The organism is Dyadobacter sp., assembly GCF_051859145.1.
Classification (GTDB): domain Bacteria; phylum Bacteroidota; class Bacteroidia; order Cytophagales; family Spirosomataceae; genus Dyadobacter.
The window spans coordinates 1-1056 of sequence record NZ_JBHYGF010000561.1 but is presented as its reverse complement, the minus strand read 5'-3'; the positions used below and the strand labels follow the sequence as shown (position 1 = coordinate 1056).

General features: G+C 39.0%; 2 protein-coding genes. Both read right to left on the bottom strand.

Features of this window, described 5'->3' with window-relative positions:
* Positions 1–16: 16 nt before the first annotated feature.
* The gene (locus tag ACTIE6_RS24140; RefSeq protein ID WP_439559063.1) at positions 17–688 is read right to left on the bottom strand and encodes a BT4734/BF3469 family protein; all 672 of its coding nucleotides are present in this window, start codon (positions 686–688) and stop codon (positions 17–19) included.
* 64 nt (positions 689–752) lie between these two features.
* Positions 753–1056: helix-turn-helix domain-containing protein (locus ACTIE6_RS24135; RefSeq protein ID WP_439559062.1), on the bottom strand; the 304-nt coding region annotated here is incomplete at its 5' end.

Genomic DNA, 1056 nt, shown 5'->3' with positions numbered 1-1056 from the left:
CGAACGTCGCCAAGTATTAACCTATTTTAAGCCAATTGTCATACCCTTCGGTTATATCTTCAACGGAGGTGGTTTTACGTTCGGCTACTAACCTAGCCCTTTCTAAATCAGACTTTTGATATTTTACAGTGTTTGAACGTGTAGAAGACTTAACTGCATAAACCGCAGCAGATAGATTCAAATGTGCGTTTGGATCATAACTCACAAAACAGGCCCTTACTGCATCCTTCCCGGATTTGTCGGCCTCTATTCCAAAATGTTTTCTAAAATAACCAGTTAGTTGCTCCCAAGCTAGCTTGAAATCAGTTGTCGCAATTTTTGCGACAACTTTCAACCCATTACCTGAAGGACTTAAGAAACAGAGAGTTACATACTTATCGTCGCATACTTCGCCTTTGATTTTTTCCAAATCCGCGACATTATCAAAATCAAGACATATCAGTCCAGAGTACTTTTCAATGTTACTTGATGACCGTTTTTCTTTTATGACTACACCAAAAACGAAATAGTCAAGTTTCTTTTTGAGTTCATCAATTGCAGACTTTTCATTACTTTTACGTATCGCTTCAATTTGAGTTTTATAATCAGGAGATTGTACGATTCGAAATGCCTCTTGTAAAGTAACATTTTTTGTAGGTACAATATTACCTATCCCTCCTTGAAAGAAGGAGAATTCAGTTTTTTCCATGCGTTAATTATTTGAATTACCGAGAGTAGCTTATAAAGATTGCAAAGCGTAACCATGGCGGTGGTTACGCTTTTTTTTGTGCCTGTTTTCTTCCGTATTCTAGAAGCTCTGCCTTAGAATAAAGGTATCGTCCATTGAAGTTGTAATGTGGAAGCCCTTTATTCTTACGCCAGTCAATGACTGTGGCGACAGACCTTTGCAGGACTTTTGCTGCTTCCGCCTGTGGGATCAGCTGGTCGATTTCCTCTGGTGTCTTCTTTTCCTTCACAAGCAGAAGGCTGTTGGCTTTCTGCAAAACTATTTCAACAGCCTTTTCAAGATCTCCCTTCGCATGGGAATACAATTGTATTGACATGATTTCTAACTGG